Annotated in this window: 20 protein-coding genes and 1 pseudogene; 5 read left to right on the top strand and 16 right to left on the bottom strand. The window is 47.6% G+C overall.

Features of this window, described 5'->3' with window-relative positions; translation table 11 throughout:
- Positions 1–360: 360 nt before the first annotated feature.
- The 7 genes from BLT35_RS00115 to BLT35_RS00085 all read right to left on the bottom strand — a co-directional run bounded on the left by BLT35_RS00115 (position 361) and on the right by BLT35_RS00085 (position 8053).
- A complete protein-coding gene (locus BLT35_RS00115) occupies positions 361–1509 on the bottom strand; it encodes a Ger(x)C family spore germination protein (RefSeq protein WP_083351128.1) in 1149 nt (382 codons plus the stop codon).
- Positions 1506–3059 carry a spore germination protein gene (locus BLT35_RS00110; protein ID WP_083351153.1) on the bottom strand — a complete coding sequence of 518 codons (1554 nt, stop codon included), beginning with the start codon at positions 3057–3059 and terminating at the stop codon, positions 1506–1508. The genes BLT35_RS00115 and BLT35_RS00110 overlap by 4 nt, the downstream gene beginning before the upstream one ends.
- Positions 3060–3084: 25 nt before the next feature.
- Positions 3085–4173, bottom strand: a complete 1089-nt coding sequence (locus BLT35_RS00105) for an endospore germination permease (protein ID WP_074726757.1) — start codon at positions 4171–4173, stop codon at positions 3085–3087.
- Between the two features lie 224 nt (positions 4174–4397).
- The gene (gene ubiB, locus BLT35_RS00100) at positions 4398–6074 is read right to left on the bottom strand and encodes a 2-polyprenylphenol 6-hydroxylase (RefSeq protein ID WP_074726756.1); all 1677 of its coding nucleotides are present in this window, start codon (positions 6072–6074) and stop codon (positions 4398–4400) included.
- A 48-nt stretch (positions 6075–6122) separates the two neighbouring features.
- Entirely contained in the window at positions 6123–6413 is a 291-nt protein-coding gene (locus BLT35_RS00095; protein WP_062410965.1) for a phasin family protein, read from the bottom strand.
- 25 nt (positions 6414–6438) lie between these two features.
- Positions 6439–7212 (bottom strand): patatin-like phospholipase family protein, encoded by a 774-nt coding sequence (locus BLT35_RS00090; RefSeq protein ID WP_074726922.1) that lies wholly within the window; start codon positions 7210–7212, stop codon positions 6439–6441.
- A 163-nt stretch (positions 7213–7375) separates the two neighbouring features.
- Positions 7376–8053: a LexA family transcriptional regulator gene (locus BLT35_RS00085; RefSeq protein ID WP_054817718.1), complete on the bottom strand. Its 678-nt coding sequence runs from the start codon at positions 8051–8053 to the stop codon at positions 7376–7378.
- Positions 8054–8314: 261 nt separating this feature from the next.
- On the opposite strand from BLT35_RS00085, the gene BLT35_RS00080 reads away from it, so the two are divergent.
- From BLT35_RS00080 to BLT35_RS00070, 3 genes are all read left to right on the top strand, one after another.
- Positions 8315–9265, top strand: coding sequence for a beta-ketoacyl-ACP synthase III (locus tag BLT35_RS00080; protein ID WP_074726755.1), 951 nt, complete (start codon positions 8315–8317; stop codon positions 9263–9265).
- 150 nt (positions 9266–9415) lie between these two features.
- Entirely contained in the window at positions 9416–10687 is a 1272-nt protein-coding gene (locus BLT35_RS00075; protein ID WP_074726754.1) for a copper amine oxidase N-terminal domain-containing protein, read from the top strand.
- A gap of 236 nt (positions 10688–10923) precedes the next feature.
- A complete protein-coding gene (locus BLT35_RS00070) occupies positions 10924–11790 on the top strand; it encodes a LysR family transcriptional regulator (protein ID WP_074726753.1) in 867 nt (288 codons plus the stop codon).
- 84 nt (positions 11791–11874) lie between these two features.
- On the opposite strand, the gene prpB is transcribed toward BLT35_RS00070, so the two are convergent.
- From prpB to BLT35_RS00025, 8 genes and pseudogenes are all read right to left on the bottom strand, one after another.
- Entirely contained in the window at positions 11875–12786 is a 912-nt protein-coding gene (gene prpB / locus BLT35_RS00065) for a methylisocitrate lyase (RefSeq protein WP_074726752.1), read from the bottom strand.
- Positions 12787–12823: 37 nt separating this feature from the next.
- Complete coding sequence (locus tag BLT35_RS00060) at positions 12824–14272, bottom strand: bifunctional 2-methylcitrate dehydratase/aconitate hydratase (protein ID WP_074726751.1); 1449 nt, start codon at positions 14270–14272, stop codon at positions 12824–12826.
- Between the two features lie 38 nt (positions 14273–14310).
- Complete coding sequence (gene mmgD, locus BLT35_RS00055) at positions 14311–15426, bottom strand: citrate synthase (protein ID WP_062408977.1); 1116 nt, start codon at positions 15424–15426, stop codon at positions 14311–14313.
- A 230-nt stretch (positions 15427–15656) separates the two neighbouring features.
- Complete coding sequence (locus tag BLT35_RS00050) at positions 15657–16175, bottom strand: RDD family protein (protein ID WP_054817782.1); 519 nt, start codon at positions 16173–16175, stop codon at positions 15657–15659.
- A gap of 16 nt (positions 16176–16191) precedes the next feature.
- A complete protein-coding gene (locus BLT35_RS27860; RefSeq protein WP_137669802.1) occupies positions 16192–16362 on the bottom strand; it encodes a sigma factor in 171 nt (56 codons plus the stop codon).
- 790 nt (positions 16363–17152) lie between these two features.
- Positions 17153–17275, bottom strand: a pseudogene (locus tag BLT35_RS00035) (VOC family protein); the annotation flags it as partial.
- Positions 17276–17309: 34 nt separating this feature from the next.
- Complete coding sequence (locus BLT35_RS00030; RefSeq protein ID WP_074726749.1) at positions 17310–19445, bottom strand: heavy metal translocating P-type ATPase; 2136 nt, start codon at positions 19443–19445, stop codon at positions 17310–17312.
- Entirely contained in the window at positions 19435–19806 is a 372-nt protein-coding gene (locus tag BLT35_RS00025) for an ArsR/SmtB family transcription factor (RefSeq protein ID WP_054817715.1), read from the bottom strand. The genes BLT35_RS00030 and BLT35_RS00025 overlap by 11 nt, the downstream gene beginning before the upstream one ends.
- 268 nt (positions 19807–20074) lie before the next feature.
- Between BLT35_RS00025 and BLT35_RS00020 the strand changes: the two genes are divergently transcribed.
- Positions 20075–20758, top strand: a complete 684-nt coding sequence (locus BLT35_RS00020; RefSeq protein ID WP_062408981.1) for a YHYH domain-containing protein — start codon at positions 20075–20077, stop codon at positions 20756–20758.
- Positions 20759–20790: 32 nt separating this feature from the next.
- Here BLT35_RS00020 and BLT35_RS00015 read toward each other — a convergent pair whose 3' ends face one another.
- Positions 20791–21690 carry an SDR family oxidoreductase gene (locus BLT35_RS00015; RefSeq protein ID WP_139170748.1) on the bottom strand — a complete coding sequence of 300 codons (900 nt, stop codon included), beginning with the start codon at positions 21688–21690 and terminating at the stop codon, positions 20791–20793.
- Between the two features lie 542 nt (positions 21691–22232).
- Here BLT35_RS00015 and BLT35_RS27855 point away from each other — a divergent pair.
- Positions 22233–22526: a transposase gene (locus tag BLT35_RS27855; protein WP_062410518.1), complete on the top strand. Its 294-nt coding sequence runs from the start codon at positions 22233–22235 to the stop codon at positions 22524–22526.
- Positions 22527–22805: the final 279 nt, after the last annotated feature.

Genomic DNA, 22805 nt, shown 5'->3' with positions numbered 1-22805 from the left:
ATACCCCTCCATTATGTTTTTTCAGCGAACGCAAAAAAGGAGACGCACCCCTCCATACGTTCAAGGAATGTCATCTCCGGCTGTCCGGTGGATAAATCCTATATGAATACTTGGATTTCTTAATAAGAATAATTTTACCACTGGAACACTTCATCTGTCAATGATTTTTTCTTTTCTGCATTTTTTCCGAATGAATATGCGCTTTTTTTGCTTGTTCAGTTCAATCGCACCCGCTTCCGGGAACGATTTTCGCCAAAACTCCCCGTTTGCCCAAAACTCTTCCCGTCAACCAAAAGGCATGGCCGGCAACGGAGCCGGGAAGGGCATTGGGGCAAGCTGGATTCATATCGGTTTGGACCCTTACATGCCGGGGTTGAATTTATACCGTCCCGTATTGGTCAATTCGACAATAACGCGGACGCTGCGCAAAGAATCTTCGCGCAACAAAAATTGATCCTCGTCCGCAAGCCGGTGCCATTCCGATGGATTGCGCCGAAACAACGGCTCGCTCAGATTGTATACATCCACCTTCCGCTCAAACCCTTGCCGGTAGGTATGACGGATTTGTTCCTCGATCTTCTGTTCTGCCAAGCTGATCAGTTCCCGCTTGGTCATTTCCTGATGCATTTCATTGACCCCTGCCTGCAGTATTACCGTAACGTCAAAATATCCGCCGGGTTGAACTGAAGGCGTGATCTGCACCTCCGGTTTCTCCATGACCAACACAGCGGCCAATGAGTTCTCGCGAAAGAGATAAAGCGGCGCCCGAACCGTTTTTTCGTTCATCCAGGGCAATCCCTGCAAATCATTCAAATCCATATGTCCCCGGTACCGATCTTTCTGAAAGACGTGCATGCCTTCATACTCTAACAGCGGATGTGCTTTCCTGCTTTCTTTCCATTGGTCCTCCACAATCCGAAGAGAAGCCAGGTAGCTAATTCGCGCATCCTCTTTCAGAGACGTGATAAATTGATACAGCCTGACCGGCTTAATGATCGAGCTTTGCCGGTATTGTTCTTCCGGACTGTGCAAAATGGACATTTTCGGGGACTCTTTAAAAAATGGAGTATTGTTAAAAATGTCTTCAATCGATTCCCTGGTGCTGAACGCCCATACCAAATAACGGATTTCCCTATATCGGTCGAGCAATTCCAATACATCCCGGTATTTGTTTTGCTTCAAAATTCGTTCGCTGAATACAATCGCTGAAACATGGCCCCAAAGCAATTTTTTTTGCGACGTTGAATATAAACTGTTAGCTGCTTCCGTAAACGATTTCCCTGTTCCTTTCCCGACCCATACAGGCCCTTCCGACAGTTTTTGCTGACCTTCCAACTTGGCTACACTGGAAAAATCCAGCATCTGCACATACATGATGCATTTTCCGCCGCTGTAATCAAACCCAATGGCCGTTGCATAGTTGATGTCCTGGACTTCCCGGATGTTCCAACAGCCGGTGGTGATGGTCAGCAGTACCATCACCACAGTAAATAGCTTCAATCCCTTCACTTCTTATCTTCTCCTTGACTACTCGTATCATCGATAATATTGAGCATCTTTGGACGCCGCTTCTTCCACACCCAAGGCAATCGGAACAGCGCATTCGGCAGGTCCTTGAAAAAGGGAGGAGACAATGGAGCCAAATAAGGAACACCGAAAGAGTAAAGTGTCGACAAGTGAACCAGCAAGATAAAAATACCGAGAAAAAAACCATATAACCCGAACAATGCGGCAAAACAGAAAAACATGAATCTTAATATGCTTACCGTCCCGCTCAATGCCTGATTGGTCAACGTTGCGCCGAATACATGAGTCAGCGCGCCGATCACTACAATCCCCGGAGACAAAATGCCGGCTCGAATGGCGGCATCTCCGAGGATAAGCCCTCCGACGACGGTAAGCGTCGAACCGACAGTGGACGGAAGACGAACACCCGCCTCACGCAATATTTCAAGAAAAAGCAGAGCAAGGAACATTTCTATGGTTACCGATAGCGGAATACCGAGCCGGTTGGTCGTAAGAGTGGCCAGCAGGTAGAACGGAATATGATCGTGATGATAAGCGAGCAATGAAACCCAGAACCCCGGCAGCATAAGAGACACAACCAATCCCAATAATCGGAGCGATTGTCCGAATGTCGAGGATAATGCTGTATAATGGATGTCCTCCGGCGTCTTGACCAGAAGCGTTAGATCAGCAGGAGCAACCAAAGCCGCCGGAGTTCCGTCCACCAGCAGGACAAATCGTCCATTCAGCAAACAATTGACTGCAAAATCCGGCCTGCCGGTATACGCCATTAAGGGAAACCATGCCTTGGCCGGCGCTATGAGCTCCTCCAATTGCGTCGCGCTGAAAATGCCGTCGATGGTAATTTTTTGAATCCGTTGTTTCACGTTCTGTATGATTTTCGGATCGGCTATATCATACACGTACATCAATCCGACTCTCGTCTGCGTGCGTTCACCGACGACTAACGAATCATAGGCCAACGAAGGAGATTTAATCCGCTTGCGGATCAGCGCGACATTGGTGACCAAATCTTCCACAAAACCGTCCCTCGGTCCCCTGATGGAAACCTCCAAATTCGATTCTTCCGGCTTTCTCGTCGGCAAGTCGGCAATATTAACCGTACCAGTGACCCCAAGTGCGGGGATATGCATGAGCAGATTGCCTTCAAACACATTTTGGGCCGCTTTCCGCTGCCAATCATGATCCGGTAAAAGCTCCAGATGAAGTTGACTCGCCGATATCAGCCACTCGACTTCCGTAAAGCCGTATATTTCATAAAAACGCTGCAAACGAGGCAGCACCAACTCATGAATCATTTGCTGGCTATCGCTCAAACCTTCACAGTAGACGAATAAAACGGATGAACGGTCATCATTTGCATTCAAAGTGTATATATGATGCTTGACATCGGCGCAACGTTGGAAAAAAGCTAAAATCGTATCGGTATCGGCGGGTTCAAACGTTAGGTTTGAGGATGGTTTGGAAGCTGGATTGTGTTCTTGGTTCGGGGACTGTGTCGAACCGTGCGATCCTCTTAGAAGCCGTTTCATAAACCACTCTTTAAACACCGTCATTTCACCTTCTTATTCTGTTGGATATCCAAATTTTTGTTACAAACAACGCCGTTAATCCCAAAACGACATAGACCGACAACGGAAAATACACTTTACCAAGAAATTCCAGAAACTCAGCATCACTGAAAGGCAGAAGGACAGCCCCGATCATCAGTATGGCGGTGAGTATCAGCCATGGCAATGGCTTATTCGGTTTCCATATGTCGACCAGAACAAAAAGGGCCAGTGTGACACGAATAAATGTTCCGGAGAGCCACTGGTAGATGGAGAAAAAATCAAGATGCGCAATATACTGTCCCAATTGGACCATACGCCACTGTTCAAAAGCGGGATAACGCTGTTCTGCCGCCTCATTGGGTCCAAAAATGGCGATGGAACCCGTCAACGGACCCAGAATCAGACCTGTTAGCAATACGAGGACCAGCATGAGATTGCCGAATCGCGGGCGCTTGGTTAAGTGCTCCTGAAAAAAAAGAATGCCCATCATTTCTAAAAGCCCCCCCGCAGCATAAAAGAGGCCTTTCCATATGGGTGCCGTCCCAAACTCCATAACCGGAAACAGCAGGCTGTAATCCTTGTACTTGAAATTGGCTGACATGACAAAATCACCGAGTATGATCACAAAAGGGAGCAAAATGCCGGTTACGATCGCAATCGAGCGCAATCCGGCTTTCGCAGCAAATAAATTGCAGATCACTCCCGCTAATACTAATGCCAAAACCGGTGTTTGCGGCAAATAAGAGGCAATGGTCCATGTTATGGTGTCTTTGAGGCAAAGTGTGCCCATGGCGAACACATAGACACTGATCAAAATTAACAAGAAGCATGATAATAGCCTTCCAAAGTGCCGGTACAGCCAAGATTTGAGCGGTACCCCGTTCATGTCCTTGATAATGTAGGACAAACACGCGACCCAAACCGGGGATATAGCCAAGACAACCAAAACACTAACCCATGAATCTCTATGGGAGACCGTTAGCAATAGTGGGATAATGATCACGTGATTCAGAATACCGATGGCTATCAGGATCAGCATATATCCTTGAAGCAGCGATATCTTGTTGTTAGCCGATGCGATAGTGATCACCACTTTTCTATATTTTCCTTATTATTGTTTCCCATTTCACCCTGAATAAACAAAAAATTCCTGATGGCGGATCTCGCGGCGCCAAAAAATAAAAAAAATGCCAGACCCCAAAACCGGTCTGACAATTTTCTTCATCATATGGACCTATGACCTGAATGGCGCAAGGCGTTGTGCCAGGAACTGTGCTCCCTTTTTTGCTCCAACCATCAGCCCCGAGGCCCGGAGCCTTAAAATCTCCCTGACTTAAAAATCGAATATAACAGCCACAAAAACATGATCATCGCCAATCCCAAACCCATTTCAATCGCCGGAAATTGCCAGAGCAAGGTGGATTGTCTGCCCAGAGAAGAACCGATAATCACACCTACCATAATAATACTGAAGGATAACAAAACAATACTAAAAGACAACCGGTTGCTGATCCGATCCAATTTCTTTAAGAAAAGATCCAGTTCAGGGACAGCGATCTCAAGCCGAAGTCTCCCCTGTTTGATCAAAGAGGTTACTTCTTTCATGTGTTTGGGAAGATCCAGCAGCAGTTCCCCGTAATCGGAAACACGATTCCATACCGTTACCGATACACTTTTGGGATGCAATCGTTCCTTTAACAATTGACGCCCAATGGGCTCCGCAATGTCGAAGATGCGAAACGCGGGATCCAGTTTTTCAACAACGCCTTCAACCGTCAGCAATGTCTTCCCCAATAACGTCAAGTCTGGGGGGATCCGGATGGAGTGCCGAAACGCTGTGCGAAACAGGTCGTTGACGGCCTCTCCGAGACTGATTTGACTTAACGGGACACCGTAATACTTCTCCCTCAATTGTTCTACATCTCCGCGCAGCTGCGCCATATTCACATCATCCGGCACCAATCCCATGCGAAGGATGGCTTTTATGACCCCGTCTGTACTTTGACGCATCAAAGCAATGACCAAAGAAGAAAAATGGTATTTCATCTCGGGACTAAGCCGTCCTACCATGCCAAAATCGATAAACGCGATCACTTCACCCGGTAATACGAGCACATTTCCGGGATGAGGATCCCCATGGAAAAAACCGTTATTAAAAATTTGGTGAAAAATCGCCTTGGCAAGACGTTCCGCCAGATTTTTCGGGTTGTAGCCGTACTGTTTCAGTTTATCCGGCTCATTGAGCTTTACTCCGTCAACGTATTCCATGGTCAATACTTTCTTGGTGGAATATTCCAAAAATACTTTGGGAACATAAATGGCAGGGTCATTGCCGAATTGTTTTGCGATTTTCTCCGCATTGCGGCTTTCCATCGTATAATCGAGTTCTGCCCGAAGGGACTTGGAGAATTCATCCACCATAATCCGAATTTGATATCTGGCCGCCCATTCCAGACGATGTTCAGCAAGAGCCGCCAAATCCTGAAGAATTTCCAAATCCGTTTCAATCACACTGGCGATATTCGGACGCTGGACTTTGACCGCTACTTTTTCGCCGGATCGCAAAACAGCCTGGTGGACTTGTCCTATAGACGCAGCAGCCAACGGAGTATCTTCAAAATGTTGAAAAATGTTATCCGGTTCGTCCGCCAATTCCTCCTGAATAATGCCGCGCACTTCCTGAAATGAAAAAGGAGGGACCCGGTCCTGTAATTTTTCCAATTCACGGATGATCTCTTCAGGAAGCAAGTCGGGACGCGTACTTGCGATTTGCCCCAATTTCACGAAAGTGGGTCCCAATTCCTGCAGAACGAGCCTGATCCGTTCGCCAACGGATTTTGGATCCTTTTTCTTCGGTTCGAAGAACATTCTCTGGGGAAGAGAGAGAAACTGAGCAAAACCGATTTCCTCTACCACGATTCCAAATCCATGACGAATCAAAGCAATGGCAATATCCCGATATCGACTGATATGGCGCATCCTTTTTCCAATCATCCATACGTCCCCTTTAACAGCCGGGGGGCCTTGAATGGGCCCCCTTATTTACTCGCCTCGTTTTTCCAGGTTCTGAATTCGCTGTTCCAGCCGCTGGATATCATCCTTTGTGGCTAAATTCAATTCGTCCGTCATTTGTTTAAGCTGCTCACGCACCAAACGTTTTAATCCGTCTTTTTCTTCTTCGCCTCGTTGAATCAGTTGATGGATCATATCCTTCGACTCTTCCTTGGATAATTCCCCTTTTTTCACCATTTCATTAACCAGCTTTTCCACCTGTTCTTTGCTTATAACGGCCAAACCCAGTCCAAACGCTAATCCTTTTTTGACAAAATCCATCATCACCGCGACCTCCGTTTCTGATTTATTTCAGCAGGGATATCACTTCATGAATCTTGTTTTGGGCTTCTCGTTCCCCCGCTAGAATACACTCCCGGATTCTGCCGATGTCGAAGGCGAAAATATGCCCGACTTCCGGCCGAAACACCACATCCGCAAATTTTAGATTGCCCCGGCGCTGTACCGTAGTCATAATCGTAAAAGAACGGTAAACCACTTCCAATAGATTGCGCGGCTCCTGTTCTTCATGCTCTCTTTCGACATCCACCGCAAGGACTGCATCCATTCCCGCCGTACGCAGAAGATCAGCGGGGAGGTTATTCAACACTCCCCCGTCCACCAACACTTTGCCCTGATAATGAACGGGAGAAAAGATACCGGGAACCGATGTGGTGGCCCGGATGGCCAAAACGAGACTTCCTTCTTCAAAAACAAAAACGTCTCCTTTTATCAGATCGACCGACACCGTCCGGAACGGAATCTTCAGATCCTCGATTCGGATGTCGCCAAGCCCTTTATGTTCCAGAAATTGAATCAGCATGGCGTATATTTTATTTCCGGCCAAAATCCCGCGCTTGAGAATTCCGATATCCACGAACCGGTAGGAGGGGGTGTTCAGAATAAACTCTTCAATCTCCTCGATGTCAATACCGGCGGCAACCAACCCCCCGATGGCACCGCCCATGCTGGTACCCGCAATAAAATCAATCGGGATTTGATGCTTTTTAAAAACTTTGATCACGCCAATATGCGCTAACCCGCGTATTGCCCCTCCTCCCAAAACCAATCCCACTTTCATGCTCATTCTGTCCTTCTCACCCCTTGAGGTTTGCCGAGAAATATATCGTATGGTTCCACGTCCGTCGGATTGATTCAAAACAGCTTCTCCATTACAGTTTATCCATGCCGGATACCAATTCATTCCTCCTTTCATTTTTTCTTGTTATGTGCGACCTGACCCGTCAGGCCAGAGATTCATAAAGAAAATCGGAAAGCATTCCCCTTTCACGGTCGGAAAGGTCTGTAATTGACTTTAGATACCGTCCGATCAAATCGGTTACCTCGATGCCCATCTCGTGATTCATCGTTTGAATGATCGTGCCAAGGACGGTCCCTACAAACATCGTCATCCGCATTTCGTTTGTCGGCGCGTGTTGAACAAGACTTTTGATCAAAGACTCGGTTCGCCCGCCCAGCTTGCGAAGGTAAACAAGAAGAAGCCCGATGATGTACGCGCAGAAGGCAACCCGAACCTGTACCTTCGGAATCTCCTCCATCACCTTTTGAACGGCGTCGCTGAGGCTGCTGCTTTTTAAGCTGTTTAGAAGCGCAAGCACCTTCGTTTTTATTTGATGCCACTCTTCCGGATCGATGACTTCAGAACGAGGTTGTTCGAACAAACTCGAAGCTTTGGCTGTCGGCTGAAAAACAATTTGGGAACGTCCTGTTTCGCCGGGATTTACTGCGTAATCACGGGTGAGACAGCCAAGCTTTTCAAGTTCCTTCAGCATGTCGTAGGCCGTCCATTTGCTGACGCCAATCGCTCTTGCTAATGTTTCATAATGAACAGGCATGTTGGTTTTATTGTACAAGTCGATCAATTTCTGAAGAAATTGCTTTCGGCGTCCGGTCAAAATCACGCCACGGCCACCCCCCAAAAAACCAAAAATATATGCTGTCTAAAATATAAATCCAATTCAAAACGGTTGTCAATAAACAATCCCCAAAAAAGCAAAAAAACAGGTGCGACTCCCTCTATTTATCCGGCTTTTCTAATCGTGACGCTTAAAGCAAGGGAATCGGATTTTGCATATTTGCTTCTCTGGCATTATATGATATATTTTAGTTTGTCTTTTGTGTCTTTTTTGTTTTTTGTGTATTTATGTTGTGGAGGGAATTTTATGCGTTCCAATCGTGATCATAATGGGGTCGGCATTACAGGTACAGGATTTTACGTTCCGCCATTCGTTTTAACCAATTTTGACTTGCCGGAAGCTCTGGAAACTTCCGATGAATGGATTCGACAAAGAACAGGCATCCGTCAACGGTATATAGCCGATGAGTCGACGAACACATCCGAACTGGCTGCCATCGCTGCAACTAAAGCTTTAAAGCAAGCCCGGTTATCCCCGAAAGAGGTTGATCTTATCATTGTGGCGACCTCAACTCCGGATAACGCTTTTCCGTCAACTGCCGCACTTGTTCAGCAAAAGCTCGCTTGCCATGCGGCCGCATTCGATCTGTCGGCGGCATGCTCGGGTTTTGTCTATGCCTTGTCCGTTGGCAGCCAATTGATTCGGTCCGGTGCCTACAAGACCGTTCTGGTTATAGGAGCCGACGTGTTTTCAAAAATTTTGAATTGGAACGACCGAAACACGGCAGTGCTGTTTGGAGATGGGGCAGGCGCAGTTGTTCTTCAATCCCTCCCCGGCTCCTTCCCGTGTTACTCTCTATTGGGTGCGGACGGTTCCGGATCAGAGCTGCTCAAGTCCCCGGTTACGGGACCGGTGACGATGAACGGACGAGAAGTATTCAAGTTTGGAGTCCGAATTTTTGAGGCCTTGCTTCGGAAAGTCCTGGACGATTTGAGTCTGAGCATAGATGACATCGCCTTGATCATTCCGCATCAAGCTAACATCCGAATGATCGAGAAAGCCGCAGAGTCAGCCAACATCTCTCTCGATAAAGTATTTGTAAACGTTGAGAAATACGGGAATACGTCAGCAGCTTCCATTCCCATCGCTCTTGCAGAAGCCATTAAACAAAACCGTGCACGTTCCGGTGACATTGTTGTATTGATCGGTTTTGGCGCCGGACTAACCTGGGGCGTTCAGGTCATTCAAGTGGCTTGAAAAAATAAAATATTACTGTATAAGGTCGGGACTATCGATTCATTTTGCATATCAAGGAAGGAATTTAATTCCATTCACCGAAAATTTATGTAATCATTTTTCTTTTTATTGAAATAGTAATGAATCATACAGAACGCTAGGAGGACCTCAATGAAGAAATTCATCCGTGTAATCGTCAAGGTACTGCTTGCCGGATCTTTGGTCGTGTCTGTCAGCCCGACGATCAACGTATCCCAGGTTTACGCAGCAAGTTATGACAACTCGTTCGTTCAGGCTGTCGAATCCCGGTACAACCAGCTGGAGGCGAAATACAGCGACCTGTATGCATCGGACAAGAAGAAAGCGACGGCAGCATACGACGCCTTTTATGAGCAGATTCACAACGAGCAGCGCATCTTGAACGACCTTGTCGAAAAGGATCTCGACGAGCTGGCCAAGCTGTTGGACAGGGACTACACTGAACTGTCGGATAAATATGGCGGCAGCGGTTATCGAGATGCATTGAATGCCTACCAACGGGAGATCAACCCGAATTACACCTCCGGAGCGTTATGGAAATATGCGACGGCGATCAACGAGAACTATTTGTCGAGCACGCATTGGCATTTCGCAAATCAGATCAATGAGAACTACAGGTCTTCCCTGATGTGGAATTACCACAACGAGAACAACCCCAACTACTCCGGCAGCACAATGTGGGACTACAGCAACGAAATGAATCCGAACTACACCAGCAGCACAATGCGGAAACTGCGCAACGAATCCAATATCAATTATTCGGGCGGGACGATGCGGGAATACCGGGTCGGGCGGATCTCGCGGGCAGAGGCGGAAAAACGGATCGACAAGGTGCTGACGGATGGGGAGAAGGAGCTGCAGGAGATCCGCGATGCCGCCGTAGCCTCCCTGGACAAGACACAGAAGGATACCGTCCTAAAGCTGACGGCGCTGCGCGATACGACGGTAGAGAAGCTGCTGCTTCAGCGAACGAGCTCGTTGGAAGAAATCATGAGCTTGCGGAAGCGGCATTTTGGCGGAGAGCTGGAAGTGAAGCCGCTCATCATCAGCTTCGATAAAATCAAAGTGATTATCGACGGCGAGCTGCAGAAGTTCGAGCAGCCCCCGGTCAACAAAGACGGGAGCGTTCTGGTTCCGATGCGCGCGATTTTCGAGAGGTTGGGGGCCGTGATCTCCTGGAACGATACGGAGCGTTCGGTGACGGCAACCAAGGGCAGCGTGACGGTCTATCTCCGGATCGGCAGCACCCAGCCTACCGTCAACGGGATTGCCAAACCGCTTGAGGTGCCGGCCCAACTGGTAAACTCATACACGATGGTGCCGGTACGCTTCATCAGCGAATCGCTGGGCGCCGAGGTGAGCTGGGATCAGGCATCCCAGACCGTCTACATCAAAACGCAATAAGCCGTTAGAAAACGGATTGGTCATTCAAGCCGGGGTTCTTCTACCCCGGTTTTTTGCTATGCGCATCCTGGATCCGGTAAACAAACGGACCTTGCAGCGGATGACATTGAGGATCGGATGAGCTAAACCATCCCATAATGACAGGCTCAGCCGAAAGCGATTCCATGACCAATGGACCGAAGTATTACAATTCACCTTCCAGTGATGTAAAATGTAATTAAAAGGAGGGTTTCTCGATGGAGTTAAGGCATTTGCGCTACTTTGTTACTGTTGCTGAAGAACTTCATTTCGGACGGGCTGCTTCACGTTTAAATATTGCACAACCTCCACTCAGTCAACAAATAAGGCAGTTGGAAGATGAACTAGGGTTTCCCCTGTTATTCCGTACCAAACAACGAGTAGAACTTACAGAGGCGGGAAAAGTATTTCTCGAAGAATGCCGCTTATGCCTGGCACATATAGACAGGGCTATAGATGCCGCCGGGCGGGCAAATAAAGGCGAGATTGGCCGGCTTGACATCGGGTTTGTCGGGTCGGCAACTTATAGTATTGTGCCTTTTCTGCAAAGATACCGCTTACAATATCCTTCAGTGAACCTCATGCTCCATCAAATGAAGACAACGAATCAAATACAAGCCTTACATGACGGACGCATTCATCTTGCTATCGTTCGCACGCCAATTCAAAGTCCATTTTTGACATCGAAGATCATTCTTAAAGAGCGGTTCATTGCCGCACTTCCACAGAAGCATCCCTTAACAAGAAAAAGAAAACTGCATATGCAGGATCTTGCCGGCGAACACTTTATTATCTCATCACGCAATAACGGATCCATTTACCATGACGCCGTGATTCAACTCTGTTATAAGTCGGGATATCGTCCGAACGTTTCTTTGGAGGCGCCGGAAATATTGACCATTGTTGCTTTTGTATCGGAAGGCATGGGCGTTGCATTGGTCCCGGACTCCTTTCGAAATCAAAAAAATAAAGGCGTCATCTATCGGGATTTAGAGGATGTTGAACCGTGTCTGGAGATGTCCCTCGTCTGGAGAAATGACGAAAAATCGCAAGTTCTGAATGAATTCCTGAAATGCATCAAATAAACCGTAGCGGAAATCAAAAAAAACAATCCCTCGAAGCGTTCGATAACATCATTCGAGGGATTTAGCAGAATACTCCGGCTTCCATTATTTATCAGGCTCAGGCAATACCGTCTTCGCAATTTTCGCATCCAGCTCTTCGTAATCGTAATACCGGATCGTCTCGTACAGTTCTTTGCGGGTTTGCATGCGATCCAGGGAGTCGACCTGTGTTCCCTTATTTTGAATCTCGGCAAAAACGCGTTCGTACGCCTTGGCGGCAACCCGAAGAGACGTGACCGGGAAGATGACCATGTTATATCCCCACGCTTCATATTGTTCCGCCGTATAATAAGGGGTTCTCCCGAATTCGGTCATATTGGCCAGCAAAGGACATTCCAGCTTGCTTCTGAAGTGCTTGAATTCTTCCTCGCTCTCCAACGCCTCCGGGAAGATGCCGTCCGCTCCGGCGGCTGCATATTGTCTCGCTCTATCGATCGCGGCATCGATTCCTTCCACGCTTTTCGCATCCGTACGCGCAAGAACAAACAGTGTAGGACAAATCTCTTTAATCGTGCGGATTTTTTGTACCATTTCCTCGACGGTAACAAGCTTCTTCCCGTTCAGATGACCGCATTTTTTCGGCAGCTCCTGGTCTTCGATCTGAACGGCGGCGACTTTAGATTCCGCCATTTCCTTGGCGGTCCGGGCCACATTGAGCACCCCTCCAAAACCGGTATCGATATCGACCAGCAGCGGTAGACCGGACGCGCGAATAAGATCGCGCGCCCTCTCAGCCACCTCGTTGGAATAGACAATACCCAGATCCGGCAATCCCCGGCTGGCCGTATAAGCGGCTCCCGAAAGATAGATCGCTTTAAAGTCATGCTGCTTCGCTATTCTTGCCGACATTCCATCATGTGTGCCAGGAATTTTGAGAATCGGTCCGCCGCTTACAAGCCTTCGGAATTCGTCGGCCAGCCTGCTTTGTTCCGGTTCCTTTTCAATTAACCACGCCATAATAACCTCCACGTTAACATGTCTTGAACGTTATCTGTCAAATCACATACAGACTCAAATATTCTTGTACCGGCAACTCGGTCAATCGGTTATAATCCGAGGACAGCTGCAAAATATCGGCAGCCTTTTTCCGGGGAAAACGAGTTAACAGATTGGCTTCAAACTTTTCGAGAACTTTGGGCAATCCTTCCGCGCGGCGTTTGCGATGACCGATCGGATATTCGCAAATAACCTTCTCTGAATGCGTGCCGTCCTTGAAATGAATTTGTACCGCGTTGGCAATCGACCGTTTCTCCGGATCAAGGTAGTCTTTGCTGTACTGCTCATCCTCAATGACAACCATTTTTTTTCTAAGCTCGTCGATTCTGGGATCGGATGCCGTTTCGTCCTCATAATGTTCGGCGGTCAACGTACCGTACAACAACCCGATGGCCACCATATACTGCAAGCAATGATCACGGTCAGCCGGATTATGAAGCGGGCCCTTCTTGTCAATAATCCGAATGGCGGATTGATGCGTCGTTAAAGTAATTTGATCGATTTCCTCGAAGCGGTCCTTCACCGATTCGTGCAATTGGAACGCGCATTCGACCGCTGTCTGCGCATGAAATTCGGCCGGGAACGAGATTTTAAACAACACATTTTCCATCACGTACGATCCCAAGGGCCGTCCCAACACCAATGCCTTGCCATTGAACAGTACATCCTGAAATCCCCAATGTTTGGCCGACAACGCAGTAGAGTATCCCATTTCTCCGTTTAACGCCATAAGAGCCAAGCGTACGGCCCTGCTCGTAGCATCGCCGGCAGCCCAGGATTTGCGCGAGCCGGTATTGGGGGCGTGGCGATATGTTCTCAAGCTGCCTCCATCAAGCCATGCGTTGGAGAGCGCATTGACGACCTGTTCCCTGCCGCCGCCGAGCATGGCCGTAACCACTGCCGTTGAAGCCACTTTGACGAACAGCACATGATCCAGTCCGACCCGGTTCAAGCTGTTTTCAAGCGCCAATATCCCCTGGATTTCATGCGCTTTAATCGCAGCCGTCAGCACATCCTTGATCGTGAATGGCGATTTCCCCTCTACTACCCGACCGCGGCTCAGATAGTCCGCGACGGCGAGTATGGCGCCCAGATTATCCGACGGGTGCCCCCATTCGGCGGCGAGCCATGTATCGTTATAATCCAGCCAGCGGATCATGCAGCCGATATTAAATGCCGCATGAACGGGCTCAAGCTCGTATCTCGTTCCCGGAACCCGGGCCCCGCCCGGCAAATTGGCACCCGGTACAACAGGACCCAGATGCTTGGCGCATTCCGGGAAACGGAGCGATAATATAGCTGTTCCGAGTGAATCAAGCAGTACATGCTGGGCGATGCGATACGCTTCCTCACTCTCTACAGTATAATCCAATACGTAGTCGGCAAGATCATTCAATAATTGATCCACTTGTGAGTCATTCTTTTGAATATAGTCTGTTGTACTCATTTGCAATTCACTCTCCGTCTCCATTTATCGTGATCATCTCAATTTTGTGGATGTAATCCGCGCGGACCGTTATAAAACACGCGAGGCCGGAACAACCGGTTGTTTTCATGCTGCTCCATCACGTGCGCACATATGCCGATCGTGCGTGCCGCAAGAAAAACCGGCGTGAACAAATCGATCGGAATACCCAGCAAATAATACACGGGAGCTGCATAATAATCGAGATTCGGATAAAGCCCTTTTTCACGTTTCATCACATTTTCTCCGATGACACAAATATTGAAAAGTTCATGCTTATCTTTCTCCTGCACCAATTCAGCCAGCGCTTCTTTCATCAGCATGGCGCGCGGATCAACTTTTTTCATGTACACGCGATGACCGAAGCCCATGATGCGTTCCTTGCGGGACAACTGGTTCAGCAAGAGCGGTTCGATTTGGCTTTCCGTTCCCGCCTCAAGCAGCATCTTCATCACTGCTTCGTTCGCACCGCCATGAAGCGTACCTTTCAGCGATGCGACGGCGCCAGTCAAAGCTCCGTATATATCGGATTGCGTAGAGGCAATCACGCGCGCGGCAAACGTGGAATTCGGCATCTCATGCTCGCTGTACACGATCAAGGATTGGTCAAAGACCCTCTCCTCCAACTTCGTGGGAACGGTTCCTGTGATCATGTACAAGAAATTGGCTGAATAGGAAAGATCCTTGCGCGGTTCCAACAAGGGTTGCTTTGTAACGGCCCTGTATCCGTTTGCAACGATTTGCGGTACTTTGGCCAGCAGGCGAATCGATTTGCGGTAATTCGCATCCCGCGAACGATCCTCCAGTTCCTCATCATAGCCGGAAATAGCGGAGATCCCCGTTCTCAATACATCCATTAAATTCGTCTTTTGCGGAAGCAGCTTCAATATCGAAAGGACGTCTTCGGGGAAGGAATACTCGGATTTCAATTTTTCCTCCAACGCATTTCGTTGAACCGGGGTAGGAAGCTGGCGGTTCAACAATAACCCGACGACATCCAGATAGGTTACTTTGCGGGCAAGTTCAATCAAGTCATAGCCACGCAATACAATTTCTTCATTCTCAACATCCAGATAAGAAATGGAAGTTTCGCTAGCAATCACGTTTTCAAGACCGGGCTGATATTGGACAGTCATTCTTTCTTCACTCCTTTATAAGGATGGATTGCTTTAACAAGTGTATTAAACAAGCGCCCAACCGTCTAATATACATATCATCTTTGGTAATATATCAAACATATCAACTCATTTAATTGTATGCGCTTTCAAAATATCTATTCCAGCGACCATTCCCCATAAAAACGGGCGTTTGCCTTGACCCGGCTGCAAACCGTCATCAGATTTACGGCGAACAAATGGTTAAGCTTCTATCTTTCATCCCGAATTCTCATCACCATGGTTTTAGCGGCCATGTCATGCACCCCTTTTTCTCCTTTGCCTGCAAATAGTATGAGAATGTACAGAAGCAGCATCAGATTAGGGATGTAAATGAGATGCATATGGGCCGGCGGCCCTTCCATACCCCACCATGGTTCGGGAACTAGGATAATGATATGCGTTAATTCCCAGGGCAAGAGCCTGATAAAGGTTCTTAGGAACGCTTGCCTGAAGGTTATTTTTGATCGTTCACGATTCGTTACTTTTAATTTTAGCATCCGTTTCCCAAGGGTTTGCTGTTGATTAAGCTCAAACCAAATAAAATATAACCAAACCGGCAGCGACATGGATAGAAGCACCCAAATTTCAATATGATAGCCTTCCTTCAAGAAATGAAAGGGAAATCCGGATGTTGTGATATAAACCAGCCCTTGCAAATCGACTAAAATGATTGCCAGCAATACGAAATCCAGCCAATAGGCCAGCAGTCTTCTCAGAGCTAATGTCATTTGATCACCTTTCATTTCACGGTATTCGCTTCCCGCGATAAAACCATATTGCACAAATAGGCTTTGAATCGCGCACTTGCTGCGGCGGTTTTTCTTCCCACGAAAGGAACACGTCATGGACAATGTCTTCCGCTTCGATGATGCTCCCCAAAGTATGATATGCTAACGACAAAAGCAGTGGTTTCATCTCATTATATACCTTTTCCCGCTCCAATGCGCAGTTCTCCCCCTTTCGAAACGCGATAGTCGGTCAACCACCGATCACCAAGCCACGCAGTTTCAATCTGAATAGCATACAGACCGGATGGCGACACGAAATCAGCTTTTGCATGTACTGTTTGAGGAGATAATATGGCTCCGTTCGCGGCTTCACGATACGGGTGGTCGTACAGGGGGTGGCTACTTTTACGTTGAGGTCGGCGTTCATTGGACGGATTACGCCAATTTTTGTGTTTTCTACTTTGATCCACATATTACCAAGCCGAGTTGTATGTATTTGAATCCATGTATTATCGTTTGGATAAGCATAACCATTATTATCGAACTGAGTTGAAACCACATTTACCTCTTGTGGACTGAGCGAAGCCCAAGGTTGGCTGGGAATGACATTTCGCTGCTATTCGTCTGTCGCTGATTGAATTAATGGAAGGGAACACCCAGCCTGGGTGGGGTGGGATATCGCTTGATGGAAGGATATGGGGGTGCATTTATTGAATGCGCTGCTTTAAGGGGAAGTCGATTTAGGGGTTTAGGAGCCCCGCTTAGAAGGGAAGCAACTATCGTTATTGTCGCATACGGTGCGGAAGGTGGACAGCGGAGGCCGCTTCGCCGCTTTAGGGAATACGGATGTCCCACGATCCGGCTCCTGCAGAAGAAGAGAGCGGAACAGTATAGCTTTCATTCGTCTTCTCTGCTCGGATTCGCCTGCCCCCGCCCTATCCCCTATCGACTAAACGAAAATATCCTTTTGCCGCCGGTTACGGAAGATTGATTTGCCACGAAACCCCGAACTTGTCCACAAGCCAGCCAAACTTCTTGCTGAAGGAATAGTCGCCCAATGGCATCAGAACTTGTCCGCCTTCGGATAAATGCGCAAAAAGCCGGATGCTTTCTCGGGTGAGGAGCATCCGGCCTTCAGTCTTTGACTTGCAGCAATCGCAAACTGTTGAGGGTAACCATTAAGGTTGCCCCCATGTCGGCGAAAATCGCCAACCACAGCGTAAGCCATCCGGGAACAATGAACAGCAGCGCCAAGACTTTAATTCCAAGCGAGAACGCGATGTTCTGCTTAATGATCGCCAGTGTTTTTCGGCTTAGGCTTATGGTGTACGGCAGCTTGCTTAAATCATCGCCCATCAAGGCAATATTCGCTGTTTCCAGAGCTGTATCCGTACCGGCGCCTCCCATTGCAATTCCGACAGTGGAAGCAGCAAGGGCAGGAGCATCGTTTACCCCGTCGCCAATCATGGCGACATTGCCGTACTGGCTGCGAAGCGTTTTAATATACTCCAATTTATCCTGCGGCAGCAGTTCCGCTTTGACTTCTGCTATACCTAATCGCTTGCCGATCGCATCGGCAGTCGCTTGGTTGTCGCCTGTAAGCATGACGGTTTTCTTCATGCCAAGCTCATGCAGCTTATAAATGACATGCTGGCTGGAATCCCTCACTTCATCGGCAACCGCGATCAGAGCCAAGATGTTTTCTTCCGTCCCCAGCAACATGACCGTTTTCCCTTGGTTTTGCAGCTCACCGATTTGTGTCAGAATTTCTTTATCGATGGATGTCTGCAGCTCAGAGAAAAGTTTGGGGCTGCCCATGTAATAAAGCTGTCCGTCAACCTTCCCTTTTACCCCTTTACCGGTGAGGGAGCTGAATTCTTCCGCATCGGCTTTAAAATCGACTTGCACCGCTTCTGCTTTTCTTACAATCGCAGACGCGATAGGATGCTGCGAGCCTTTTTCCAGAATGGCTGCAATTCTTAAGATTTCATTATTTTTCCCAAAAAGATTCTTACCAATCGTGATAAAATCAGTGACTTGAGGCACGCCCTTTGTCAGCGTTCCTGTTTTATCAAAAGCAACCGCCGAGATTCGCCCCGCTTCCTCCAAGTGAATGCCGCCTTTAATGAGCACGCCGCGTTTCGCCGCGTTGCCGATCGCCGTCACGATCGATACCGGAGTGGAGATCACAAGAGCACAAGGGCAGCCTACAACAAGAAGCGCTAAACCTCTATAAATCCATTCTCCCCAGCTGCTGCCAACGAATAATGGCGGAATGACAGCAACAAGTACGGCCGCGATCATAATCGCCGGCGTATAATATTTCGCGAACTGGTCAACGAACGCCTGAGAAGGAGCCCGCTCGGCTTGCGCTTCTTCCACCAGATGAATGATTTTTGCAATCGTCGTATCCTCGACCGTCTTGGTTACTTGTACTTCCAGCAACCCTTCTTCATTAAGCGTACCTGCATAGACTTCATCATCGACGGTTTTTGCGACAGGAATCGATTCGCCGGTAATGGCTGCTTGATTGACGTTAGACTCTCCTTTAATGACGACTCCATCCATCGCCAGCTTTTGACCGGGCTTTACGATCATAATGTCCCCGACCCGGATATCATCTACGTTTACGGTGAGCTCGGTGCTGCCGCGGCGAATCAACGCTTCTTTCGGTGCAATGTCCATCAGCGAGTGAATCGATTGGCGAGCTTTTTCCATGGAGTACCGCTCTAATCCTTCGCTGATTGCAAACAAAATCACAACCGTGGCCCCTTCGCCCCATTCGCCAATGGCAGCAGCCCCTATAATGGCTACGGTCATTAGCGTATTCATATCAAACTGAAGGCGAAAAAGGTTCTTCAAGCCTTTTTTAAATAATTCATAGCCGCCGATCAGCATAGATGCGCCATAGGTTAGAGAGGAAAGCAAACCTTCCCCGTACTGCTCTCCCAAAAAGTAACCGGCGATCAGAAGCAAGGCAGAAACAATGACATTCCAGTTTTCTTTCCAAAGTGGTTCTTTCTTTTCCACGGCACGCTCTTTGTCAGGCGTCACTTTCAGGTTTTCAAATGCTCCCGCCTTTTCTAATTCCTCTATCGATGTATTCCCAAAAACCGTTATTTTGGATGCTCCGAAGTTTACTTGCGCATCCTGAACGCCTGGGAGATTTTTTACGTTCTTCTCAAAGATGGCTGCACAATGGGTACAGGTAAAACCTTGAACCCGGTACACATTTTTCTCTTCTTTAGGATTTTGCGTTTTAATGTTCAACGGTCAACATCTCCTGACGATGCGCGGAAGCGAGTTTAATGAGTTGGCGCACATGGTCATCATCCATAGAATAAAATACCAGCTTTCCTTCTTTTCGGTACTTGACAAGATTCATTTTTTTTAACGTTCGCAGATGATGTGAAGCCGTTGCAAGCGTGGAGCCGATAATGTTGGCCACATCGCAGACACAAAGTTCATCTTCTTGGCATAGAGCAAAGGCCACTTTCATCCTCGTTTCATCGGCGAGCGCTTTAAACATATTCGCCATGCCTGAAATATCCTGCCGCATTAGCGAGTTTTGAACGCGCTGCACTTTTACTTCGTCAAAACAATACAGTTCACATGTATCTTTTGGCGTCATTCAAACACCCCATCAATCAACTAATCGTTTGAGTATAGGATCATCATACTCCCTATTTTCTATTCAGTCAAATATTCGTTTGAATGTTCTCATCAGAAAAACAAAAACAGCATGCAAATTAGACGATCCAATTCACATGCCGCTATCCTCACTAATGAACTTATTAAGGCTAACTCAGCCTCCGTTTCATTTTTTTGTATTATTGTCGTATTTTTCATTTCATGGTAATTTATTAGGTGATTAGATCTATGATAGGAGGATAATACCAATGAAACTCAAGAAAACCATTATGATTATTGTCCTGCTCTGCTTTCCTTTTGCTTCAATCGCTAACGCTCATCCCGGTAGAACAGATCAGAACGGCGGTCATACTTGTCGAACCAATTGTGAGAAATGGGGTTTGAAATATGGGGAGTATCACTATCATAACGGCGGTAACAACAGCAGCCGTTCGTCAAGCAGTTCCGGTTCTTCAGCAAACGCTGCCTCTTCAAGCATATCGCCAAAAGAAAACGTTCCTGAGGGGGCAGTTAAAGTAAGTCTGCCTGGCTTCAACATTTTTGTGAATGGTCAACAGATTTCAAACTCAACATCTAAGTATCCTGTTGTTGTTTATAAAGACATTACTTACTTTCCAATGACATGGAATTATACTCAGGCACTCGCCTTGGAGACAAAGTGGGATGCTGAGGTTGGCTTCGTGATCAGAAAGACAAATAATAAACCGGCAAATCTTAATACTGATCCCGGCGTCCCGGCTTCAAAGCTTTACGCCACAATGCCTGAATTTAACGTGTACGTTAATGATGTTTGGATTGATAACTCCTCAGAAGAGTATCCCTTACTGGTTCTAAATGACATAACCTACTTTCCTATGACTTGGAAATTCGCTGTTGAAGAACTTGGTTTGACAACAAAGTTTGAAAATAATTCATTTTATATTTCTAAATAAACTAGTGAGAGCCGACTTTTCTGTGCTGAAAATCAAGTTACGACGGATCCGCCGTTTACGAACAACACTTGGCCTGATATGTAGGTCGAATCATCGGAAGCCAGCAGCACGTAAGTCGGCGCCAATTCAAATGGCTGCCCCGGCCGTTTCAAAGGCACTTCTGTACCAAAAGTTCTAACCTCTGCCGCGGCAAATGCAGACGGAATTAGGGGCGTCCAAGTAGGTCCGGGCGCTACCGCGTTTACCCGAATCCCGTGTTTGGCCAACGACAGAGACAATGAACGGGTAAAGGATACAATGGCCCCTTTCGTGGCCGTATAATCGATCATATTCCCCATCCCGGAAAAAGCGGTATCCGAGGTCGTGTTGATGATGGAGCCCCCGGCGGGCAAATGAGGCAGCGCAGCTTTGGTCATATCAAAAAAAGAAATAATATTGGTTTGAAACGTGTTCATCAGCTGTTCTTTTGTAATATCCAAAATACTGTCCTGATGAAACTGTACGCCGTGATTATTCACCAAGACGTCGAGCCGTCCAAAGGTTTTGATCGTTGTCTCCACAATATAGCGGCAGGCGTCTTCCTCCCTCAAATTTGCAGCTATAGGCAGACAATTTCGGCCAAGCTTGCCGATGATTTGCTTCGTTTCAATCGCATCCTGGTGTTCGTCGAGATAAGGGATCACCAGATCGGCTCCTTCCTTGGCAAAAGCTATGGCCACGGCCCGCCCGATTCCACTATCCCCGCCCGTCACAATCGCTACTTTATTTTTCAACTTTCCGCTTCCCGTATAACCCGGATTATCGAAAATCGGCCGGGGATTCATCACATATTCAAATCCCGGATGCCTGTTCTGATGCTGCGCAGGAAAAACGACCGGAACATTCGTGCATTGCTGCTCCCAACCTATATAAGGATATATAGGATACGCCATTGTCATTCTCCTCTCGAACTGTATTTCATAACCTATTGTATTTTCGGCCGAAATCAAACATGCCGATATCCCGGCGCGGCCGGCATGAGATGGACAAGGCGCGTTGAGGCAACTGTAGAAAATCCGCAATCAGCGACAAGCAATTTCAACGTTAAGAATCCTTATAGGACACGGGCTTAAGGCCTTCGATAAGCATAACTACAAATCGTCGCATTTGGATATGATTAATTTCAAATTCAATTTATTGTTTCCTTCATCGGTATGATCGGTAAAAGTACTCGTGATTAAATGCTCGGGCAAAACTTCATGCTTGCATTCAGGACAAATATCATTTACTAACTGCACCTGATTATTACACCATGGACATTCAATCATACTTCTCTCCCTTTCTATATAGTCCTATTTCAGATAACGTTCTTGTGAACCCTCATTGGCTTAAAGCGCGTAGCGCCGGGTCCGACGGACTTAGCCAGTGCATGGTTGTCTATATTGCTCCCATAGGCTAAGACACGGGAGCGTGAAAAATAAGTTATAATGAGATCATGGAAAAACGGAACCGATATACCTCAGAATTCAAGACGAAGGTTGTGCTGGAGGTGCTCCGCGAGGAGCAGACCGTCAACGAGATTGCTTCGAAATACGAACTTAGCCCGGTGATGATCAGCCGGTGGAAAGCAGAGTTCCTGGAGCGCGCTTCGACCGTATTCGAGAAGAAGACGAGCGAAACAGAAAAAATGAAAAAGGAATACGAAGCCAAGCAGGAGCGCTTGGAGAAGCTGGTCGGTCAACTTACGGTTGAGGTCGACTGGCTCAAAAAAAAATCTGGCCTCAAATGAATCTCTCGAATCGCGTAAAACGATGGTGGAGCCGGACAACACAACGACGATCACGCTCAAGCGCCAAGCTGAGCTGCTGTCTGTGAATCGTACCAGCATCTACCGACCGGCATGCGGATCATGGGGCTTGAGGCCGTTTATCCCAAGCCGAATCTGAGCAAGCGCCTGCATGCGACCTACACGCGTCCCTACTTGCTCCGCGGCTTGACGATCGACCGGCCAAACCAAGTCTGGGGAATCGACATCACCTATTTACGGATGGGCAAAGGCTTTATGTAC

This window comes from Paenibacillus naphthalenovorans (assembly GCF_900099895.1).
Classification (GTDB): domain Bacteria; phylum Bacillota; class Bacilli; order Paenibacillales; family NBRC-103111; genus Paenibacillus_G; species Paenibacillus_G naphthalenovorans.
Note: the sequence above shows the minus strand (reverse complement) of the source record. Positions and strands in the feature narration are given on the sequence as shown.

Bases quoted from the DNA above. Each gene is read 5' to 3' on its own strand.
- BLT35_RS00110 (WP_083351153.1), bottom strand. From the start codon at position 3,059: ATGAAACGGCTTCTAAGAGGATCGCACGGTTCGACACAGTCCCCGAAC.
- ubiB (WP_074726756.1), bottom strand. From the start codon at position 6,074: ATGATTGGAAAAAGGATGCGCCATATCAGTCGATATCGGGATATTGCC.
- BLT35_RS00095 (WP_062410965.1), bottom strand. From the start codon at position 6,413: ATGGATTTTGTCAAAAAAGGATTAGCGTTTGGACTGGGTTTGGCCGTT.
- BLT35_RS00090 (WP_074726922.1), bottom strand. From the start codon at position 7,212: ATGAAAGTGGGATTGGTTTTGGGAGGAGGGGCAATACGCGGGTTAGCG.
- BLT35_RS00080 (WP_074726755.1), top strand. From the start codon at position 8,315: ATGCGTTCCAATCGTGATCATAATGGGGTCGGCATTACAGGTACAGGA.
- BLT35_RS00075 (WP_074726754.1), top strand. From the start codon at position 9,416: ATGAAGAAATTCATCCGTGTAATCGTCAAGGTACTGCTTGCCGGATCT.
- BLT35_RS00070 (WP_074726753.1), top strand. From the start codon at position 10,924: ATGGAGTTAAGGCATTTGCGCTACTTTGTTACTGTTGCTGAAGAACTT.
- prpB (WP_074726752.1), bottom strand. From the start codon at position 12,786: ATGGCGTGGTTAATTGAAAAGGAACCGGAACAAAGCAGGCTGGCCGAC.
- BLT35_RS00060 (WP_074726751.1), bottom strand. From the start codon at position 14,272: ATGAGTACAACAGACTATATTCAAAAGAATGACTCACAAGTGGATCAA.
- mmgD (WP_062408977.1), bottom strand. From the start codon at position 15,426: ATGACTGTCCAATATCAGCCCGGTCTTGAAAACGTGATTGCTAGCGAA.
- BLT35_RS00050 (WP_054817782.1), bottom strand. From the start codon at position 16,175: ATGACATTAGCTCTGAGAAGACTGCTGGCCTATTGGCTGGATTTCGTA.
- BLT35_RS27860 (WP_137669802.1), bottom strand. From the start codon at position 16,362: ATGAAACCACTGCTTTTGTCGTTAGCATATCATACTTTGGGGAGCATC.
- BLT35_RS00025 (WP_054817715.1), bottom strand. From the start codon at position 19,806: ATGACGCCAAAAGATACATGTGAACTGTATTGTTTTGACGAAGTAAAA.
- BLT35_RS00020 (WP_062408981.1), top strand. From the start codon at position 20,075: ATGAAACTCAAGAAAACCATTATGATTATTGTCCTGCTCTGCTTTCCT.
- BLT35_RS00015 (WP_139170748.1), bottom strand. From the start codon at position 21,690: ATGGCGTATCCTATATATCCTTATATAGGTTGGGAGCAGCAATGCACG.
- BLT35_RS27855 (WP_062410518.1), top strand. From the start codon at position 22,233: ATGGAAAAACGGAACCGATATACCTCAGAATTCAAGACGAAGGTTGTG.